The organism is Mesorhizobium sp. M7A.F.Ca.CA.003.01.2.1 (genome assembly GCF_003998945.1).
Lineage (GTDB): Bacteria > Pseudomonadota > Alphaproteobacteria > Rhizobiales > Rhizobiaceae > Mesorhizobium > Mesorhizobium ciceri.
The window spans coordinates 1-2787 of the sequence record NZ_RZRA01000778.1; the positions used below are offsets into that span (position 1 = coordinate 1).

The window sequence follows — 2787 nt, forward strand, 5'->3', positions numbered from 1 at the left end:
GATTTACCGATACCGGAACTCCCGGCAATGAGGATCGTGTCGCTCGGCGACAGGTAGGTATCATCGCCGCCAGATGATCCAAGAACGATGCCGTCATGGCGCTTCGGCACTATCGCGTGATCACGCTTTATCAGCTTTGCGATCAGTTGCTCCACGCCTTTGCCTCGGGCGCCAGGCATGATCAGGTTGGCTGTATCCTTGACCGCCGGAATTGCATTGTCGACGGCGACGCTGCAGCCACAGGCTTGCAGGAACGCATGATCGTTCTCGGCGTCGCCGACGCCGACGACGTTGTGCGGCGAAAGTCGAAGGTCCTGAAGGGCCGCGGCGAGCCCGGTGGCTTTGTTGATGCCGCTCGGCAGGATCATCACCGCGCCCTTGTTGAAGATGATTTCCAGTTCGAGACCCATCTTCTTGATGACCTCAAGCACGGTCGCTTGATGCGGTTCCCAGGTCGCGACGATCGATCGTCCGACCGAAAGCGGCTTGACGCCCTGCCTCTTCAACCTGGCGACGAATTTGGGCTCGGGCGGCGGGGCGATCACCCGCTCTTCCTCGCTGGCCGGCGTGTAGATCATCGCGCCATTCTCAGCGACGACCTTGTCGAAGAGGCTAAGCTCGGGAAAGACGCCCTTGAGATCGGGCAGTTCACGCCCGGTGACGAGAACCAGCTTGCGGCCGCTTTTCTTGAACCGCTCAAGCGCAGTGAGCGTTTTCTTGGCGACGACCCCATCATGAGCCAGCGTGCCGTCATAGTCAGTCGCCAATGCAATGAAATACATTCCGCCAACCCTTCTCGGTTCCGATTGCTCTGCGGCTAGAACGTGTGATCGAGACAAAGGCTCCCCGCCGACCGGATCGAGGTCTTGGAGAAGGGGGAACGGTCCGCCCTCGGAAATCAGGAACTCCTTCGGTGCCGGCACGTTGACCAGAGAAGCCGGGAACCGTCCCGGTCTTTGTTGGCGGCGCAAACCCCGTCGCCGAAATCCACACCAAGCGCAATGAAAGGTAAGGCCATGGGCTTCTTTTCGAAGGACATAAAGACACTCGACGATCTCTTCGTGCACACGCTGCGCGACATCTATTACGCCGAAAAGCAGATCGAGAAAGCGCTGCCGAAGATGATCGACAAGGCAACCGACCCGCAATTGAAAGCCGGATTTGAAAAGCACCTCGATCAGACGAGAGGCCATGTCGAGCGCGTCGAACAGGTGTTTGAGTTGCATGGCGTCAAGGCCAAGGAGGTCAACTGTCCGGCAATCGACGGCATTCTCGAGGAGGCCGACGATGTGAGCGGTGACGTCGATGACAAGGAGGTTCTCGACGCGGCGCTGATTGCTTCGGCGCAGGCCGTCGAACACTACGAGATGACGCGCTACGGCACGCTCATCGCCTGGGCCAAGCAGCTTGGCCGCACCGACTGCGCCAATGTGCTGGCCAAGAATCTCAAGGAAGAACAGGCGACAGATCGCAAGCTCACCGAAATGGCGGAAAGCAAGATCAACCTGCAGGCAGCCGAATAAGGCTGCAATCCGGCCGGCTGGTAACTCGGCCGGCCGGATTGCCGGTAGGTTCCATCCCGTCAGCGAGACGGGTCGACGCCCAGTGCCGCTGATTGCTTGCGCAGCGCCTCACCGTCATCCTGCGGCACATGCCGAGCAGACCCTGCGGTTTCCGTGTAGATGCGATACGCTACACAAGCGAACGCCACCATGAAAAGCAGACGGCCCATCCATCCTACTCCTTCGTTGCGGACTTCGTTTCGGCCATCCTCAGTACCCTCCGACGACGGGCAAGATTTCGCCGGTGATGTAGCTCGAGCAATGCGGCGAAGCGAGGAACACATAGGCCGGCGCGAGCTCTTCCGGTTGCGCTGGTCGTTTCATTGGCGTGTCGGCGCCGAATTTCGAGACGTCGTCAGCTTCCTTGTCCGACGGATTGAGCGGCGTCCACACCGGACCCGGTGCTACCGCATTCACCCTTATGCCCTTGCCGATGAGATTGCCCGACAGGGCCCGCGTGAAAGCATGAATGCCGCCCTTGGTCATCGAATAGTCGACCAGCTGTTTTGAACCGTCGATACCGGTTACCGAACCGGTGTTGATGATCGCCGAACCGGGTTTCATGTGCGGCACCGCTTCCTGCGCCATATGAAAATAGCCGTAAAGATTGGTCTTCAACGTCGTGTCGAAATGTTCTTCGGTGAGCTCGCCGAAGTCGCTGGAATGGATCTGGAACGCAGCATTGTTGACCAGCACGTCGATGCGGCCGAATTTTTCAACGGTCTCCATGACCGCCTTGTGGCAGTGGCTGCGTTCGCTGACATCGGCCTTGACCAGGAGGCAGCGTCGTCCCTCCTTTTCCACCGCGGATTTGGTCTCTTCAGCGTCCTTGTCCTCGGCCAGATAGACGATCGCGACGTCGGCGCCCTCGCGGGCGAACAACACCGCCACCGAGCGGCCGATGCCCGAATCGCCGCCCGTGATGAGCGCTACCTTTTGGTTGAGTTTTTTCGATCCGAGATAGTAAGGCGCATCGTACAGCGGCGCCGGCTCTATGGCCCATTCATGTCCCGGTTTGGGCTGATGTTGCTCAGGGAAGGGGGGCTCGGGATATTCGCGGGCGCCAGCCTGCATGGCGCCTTGAAGCTTCCCATCGCCTTTCGATTTGTCCTTGGCATCGATGCCACGTTGGATATGGCGCTGCTTGGCCGCTTCACCGGCTATTTCCGACTTCATCTGCATGATCGTCTCCTTGGCTTGGAGAGAAAACAACGCATGTCGGCCA

4 protein-coding genes are annotated in these 2787 nt (G+C 59.3%); 1 reads left to right on the plus strand and 3 read right to left on the minus strand.

Annotation, left to right across the window (positions count from 1 at the left end; genetic code table 11):
- The coding region (locus EN969_RS25375) for an HAD-IIB family hydrolase (protein WP_127419493.1) at positions 1–782 on the minus strand (782 nt) is incomplete at its 3' end.
- A gap of 234 nt (positions 783–1016) precedes the next feature.
- Here EN969_RS25375 and EN969_RS25380 point away from each other — a divergent pair.
- Entirely contained in the window at positions 1017–1523 is a 507-nt protein-coding gene (locus EN969_RS25380) for a ferritin-like domain-containing protein (protein WP_013531567.1), read from the plus strand.
- Positions 1524–1582: 59 nt separating this feature from the next.
- Here EN969_RS25380 and EN969_RS25385 read toward each other — a convergent pair whose 3' ends face one another.
- A complete protein-coding gene (locus tag EN969_RS25385; RefSeq protein WP_013531568.1) occupies positions 1583–1732 on the minus strand; it encodes a hypothetical protein in 150 nt (49 codons plus the stop codon).
- A 40-nt stretch (positions 1733–1772) separates the two neighbouring features.
- Positions 1773–2744: an SDR family oxidoreductase gene (locus tag EN969_RS25390; RefSeq protein WP_024505521.1), complete on the minus strand. Its 972-nt coding sequence runs from the start codon at positions 2742–2744 to the stop codon at positions 1773–1775.
- Positions 2745–2787 lie beyond the last annotated feature (43 nt).

Bases quoted from the DNA above. Each gene is read 5' to 3' on its own strand.
- EN969_RS25385 (WP_013531568.1), bottom strand. From the start codon at position 1,732: ATGGGCCGTCTGCTTTTCATGGTGGCGTTCGCTTGTGTAGCGTATCGC.
- EN969_RS25390 (WP_024505521.1), bottom strand. From the start codon at position 2,744: ATGCAGATGAAGTCGGAAATAGCCGGTGAAGCGGCCAAGCAGCGCCAT.
- EN969_RS25380 (WP_013531567.1), top strand. From the start codon at position 1,017: ATGGGCTTCTTTTCGAAGGACATAAAGACACTCGACGATCTCTTCGTG.